Origin of the sequence: Acidovorax sp. (genome assembly GCF_022763525.1) — a bacterium.
In the GTDB taxonomy this organism is placed as follows: Bacteria; Pseudomonadota; Gammaproteobacteria; order Burkholderiales; family Burkholderiaceae_C; genus Acidovorax.
In genome coordinates this window covers 1-4274 of sequence record NZ_JALEGG010000175.1, presented here as the reverse complement: position 1 = coordinate 4274, position 4274 = coordinate 1, and the positions used below count along the sequence as shown (strand labels likewise).

The following is a 4274-nucleotide window of genomic DNA, read 5'->3' as shown; positions in this document are numbered from 1 at the left end:
GGGGCGCAGCTTCGGTCGCCGCCGCAGCGGCGCGGCCCCGGCGGGGCACGCGCACCACACGAGGGTCGGTCCAGGTGCCATCGATGCGGAATTCCTGCGTGGCGGCCTCGATGAGCGGCCCGCGCAGGAACACCTGGGCCAGGAAGCTTCCCAGCCCGATCACCGGGTTGATGGCGGTGGCCACCAGCGAGGCGGTCATGGCGTTGATCTCGGGGACCACCACCACGCGCAGGTCCTGGGTTTCGTGGTCGATGTTGGCACTGCCCTCCATGAGCACGGCGGCGTTCACGCCCTTCATCTGCAGGTTGTTGGTGGTGGCCACGCCCTGCTCGATGCGCACGTCGCCGCGCACAAAGTCGAACGCGAAGCCTTCGCTGAACACGTCACGGAAATCGAGGGTCAGGCGGCGCGGCAGCGACTGCAGGCTGAGCACACCCAGCAGCTTGGCCAGGCCCGGATCGGCCTTCAGGAACTGGCCGGATTCGATGTTGAGGTTGATCTGCCCGGTCATGGAGCGGTAGTCGGGGCTGAACGGGGCGCCAATCCAGGCCACCTGCCCTTCCATGCGGCCCTTGCCGCGCCGCACGACGTTGGCCATGCCCATGCGGGCCAGCAGGTCGCCCGAGTCGCGGATATCGAGCTTGAAGTTGAGCACCGTACGCCGCTCCGGCGCGCGCGGCCCGGCGCCAGCGGTGGCCAGCACCGCCCAGTTGCCGTTGGCCGTGAGGCTCGCCTCGGGCGCCAGGATGTTGAACTTGGACAGGCGCCATTCGCGCTGCGCGCCATCGCCGCCGCGGTTCTGGGCTTCCATTTCCACGCGGCCGAGCCGCTTGCCGCGCAGTTCGAAGTCGTCCACCACGATGTCCAGCGCGGGCAGGGCGCCAGGCTGCTCGTCGAGCAGTGCCTCCACCTGGTGCACATCGCTCTGGGGCATGTTGACGCGCGACAGCCGCGCGAAAAGCCGGCCGCTTGGGACGTCGCCGCCATCGGGCTGGCGGTACTCGAGGTAGCCGTTGAGCTCCGTGGCGTCGAGGTTGGCGCGCCAGGTGGTGCCATCGCGCAAGGCCCCCGCCACGACGTTGTGCAGCGTCCGGCCCTGAAGCGTGAGCTCGCGGGCACGCAGGGCCAGCGTGGTGGGGAGGTACTCCTGCGCGACACCGGCTCCGGCTCCAGGCCCGGCAGAAGCAGGGGCCGCCCCCTGCCGGGCGACCCCCTGGCCTGCGTTGGCCGTGCTGCCTGCACCGCCGGTGGCTTGCGTCAAAACGTCTTCCCACGCGTCCACGTCGAGCTTGCCCTGGCTGATGTTGGCCGCCACGCCCTGCGCCGGCATCGGCGCCGACTCACCGGCCGCCAGGCCGAGGCCGATGGCGCCGCGCAGCACCCGGGCCTGCGGCCCGCTGATATCGCGCACATAGGTGGCCGAGCCCAGCGTCCCCAGGTCCAGCGTGAGCTGATCGCGCAGCGGCGGCGGGGTTGCACCCGCCGCCACCTGCTGCGTGAGCCCGGCCAGGGATTCACGGGCCACCTGCATCTCGAAGCGCAGCGGCAGGCTGCTTTCCGCGGTCTTGCCCAGGGGCGCCGGCAGCGCCAGCGCGAGCCCCTGCAGGTTGCTGGTGACCTGCACTTCGGGAACGCCGCGCCGGAAGGCCAGCGTCATCGCATAGGGCGTGCTGCCCGTGGCCTGGCGGGCCAGCTGCGACAGCATGCCCAGCTGCGTGGCCTGCTGCAGCCCCTCGGCGGTGGCGGTGCCCTGGGCCCGCAGCTGCACGGCCGATTCGGTGGCGGGCGCGTTGGCGGGCAGCGCGCGCATGCCGCCCTCCAGCCGCACCGCGCCGCCCAGCGCCTGCGCCTGAACGGCGTTGAGAGAAAAGCCGGTTTCGGTGAACTGCACCACGCCGCGCACCCGGCTCAGGGTGGGGGTATCAGGGGTGATGCGCAGTTCGTTGCCCGCCAGCGTGACACTGCCCTGCACCTTGGATTTGGCGATGTCGCTGATGGGCAGCGTGAGGCGCAGCCGGAAATCGGCGGGCCCCGTGCCGCTGGCCTGCTCCAGCGCGTTGCCCGTCATCCCGCCCAGGGGTGAAGTGCTCATGAGCGCCAGCAGCTCTGGCAGCGGCCCCCGGGCATCGGCGTTGACGCTCACCACCGTGTGGGCCAGGTCGGCGATCCGCGCATCCACCTTGGACAGCCGCAGGCCCGGGCGCCCCGCAAACCCGCCGCTGGCGCCCCGAACTTGCATGGACGAGCGCTCGAAGATGAGCTCGCCTCCCAGCTCCGTCAGCGCGGGCCACGGCAGCGTGTTGGCAGGTTGCAGCTGCGGCGGCACATAGGCATAGGTCACGTCCTTGACGCGCGCCGCGATGCGGAATTCCCCCTGCTTGGGGTCGTCGAAAGGCAGGTGCTGCAGGTCGCCCTTGACGCGGAACTGCACATTGCTGGCGCTGCCGGTCACGACGGAGTCCCGCACGTAGTGACGCGATTCCGCAGGGATCGACAGCGGCAGGTAGCGGTGCACGCGGGTGCCGTCCGCGCGATGCAGCGTTCCGGTGAGGTCGAGCACGCCCGGGAACCGCGAGCGGTGCGCCACCTTGGCTGGATCGCTGGTGTGCCAGGTCGCCCGGGCCTCGCCTTGGGCATCGGCATTGGCAAATTGCACATCGTTCGCCTGCACCGCGATGCGCTGGCCATCGAACTGCCAGCGCACGTCGGCGCTGAGCCGGTCCAGCGGCAACACAGGATCTTCAAACACGCCAGGCAGCACCAGCGCGCCCGTGGCGATGGACAAGGCCGCCTTGCCGCCCGCCTGTGTCATGTCGACGTCCACGGTGGCGCCCCGCAGGCCCAGCCGCGTGGGCGTGCTGCCGGGAGTGTCGCCCGCCAGGGCCAGGCCGCGGATGCGCCCGCGCACCTGGTACTGCTGCAGGTTTTCGAGCGGACCCTTCCAGGTGGCCTGGATTTCGTCCACCAGCCCCTCGGGGGCATAGTTGCGCAGCGCGTCGTGCGCCGTCGCCCCCAGGGGAAGGCGGCTGGCGATCTGGGCCAGCGCCGCCAAATCCAGCCGGTCGGCTCGAAACTCCCCTTGCGCAGGCGCCTTGCCGGCGGCACCGGTATGCACGAGCCGGACGTTGCCACCGGGCCAATGCAGCCCGTCATCGGTCTGGAACTGCAGCGCCTGGGTCGAAAACTCGAACCCGCCGTTCAGCCGACGCCCGCCCAGCCGCCCCTGGATGGAGGGCAGCACCAGCGCCTGGAGCTCTGGACCCAGCGTCGCGTTGACGTCGGCCAGCGCCAGGTCGGCCGTGCCGCCCACCACTTGGCCGCGCTGGACATCGGCCCACGCGCGCAAGGCACCCCGGCCTTGCGCCACATCCATGCCCACGTCGGCATGGTGGCGCAGCCGCGAAACATCCACCCGAGAAAAGTTGGCAAACAGCTGTCCGTTCCAGTGCTTCCAGTTGCCATCCCCCGCGCGCAGGAGGGGGGCACGGAACAGGCCCACGACGGTGAAACGGTCGCCCCAAGCGGCCGGCGGCGTGGCGTCCAGACGCATGTGGTGGCGCCAGCTGCCGTTGCGCAGCACCAGGTCCACCTTCTCCAGGGCCAGCTCGGGCGCGCCGCGCTGCTCGTCGGTCCAGCGCAGCATGCCGCCCCGGATGAACACCTCGCCCTGGGAAAACAGCCAGTCGGCGGCGGCGTTGTCCTCCCCCGGCTGGGCCGAGAAATCGAGCCCCGCCACCTGGATGCGCCCGTCCGGCGTGCGCCGCACGTCCAACTCGGGCTCTTCGATGTACAGCTGCTCAAAGCCGCCCTGCAGCAGCGAACGCGGCGACAGCGCCACCACCACCCGCGGCAGGCGCAAGGCCGACCGGCCTGCGGCGTCCAGCAAAGCAACATCCGACAACTCGATGGAAGGAATCAGGCCTTCAGTGCGCGCGGCGATGGCGCCGATGCGCACCGGAAGCCCCAGCGCCCGTGCGGCTTGCGCCTCCAGTTGCGGGCGGAAATCACCGATTCGCGGCACAATCCAGCCATGAAGAGCGCCCCAGGCGATGGTCAGCAGCAGCCAGAAGGCGAGCAGCAAGCCCAGTGACCACCGCGCAAGACCTGCCACCAATCTCAGCAGGCGTGTGGGGTGCGTGGAGGGATCGATCATGGTGGGATTGAATGTGGCAGGAATTATGACCCGCGGCTTTCTGGCGGGTTCACTACGAACGAGTGTCCTTATGTATGCGGCCCTGCGCCTTGACTGCCATGCCGTCGTCTCCCTCTGATCC

1 protein-coding gene is annotated in these 4274 nt (G+C 70.3%); it reads right to left on the bottom strand.

What is annotated here, in order from left to right:
• Nucleotides 1-4153 (bottom strand): YhdP family protein (locus MRY84_RS13595; RefSeq protein ID WP_291506250.1); only part of this gene is annotated, 4153 nt, incomplete at its 3' end.
• Nucleotides 4154-4274: the final 121 nt, after the last annotated feature.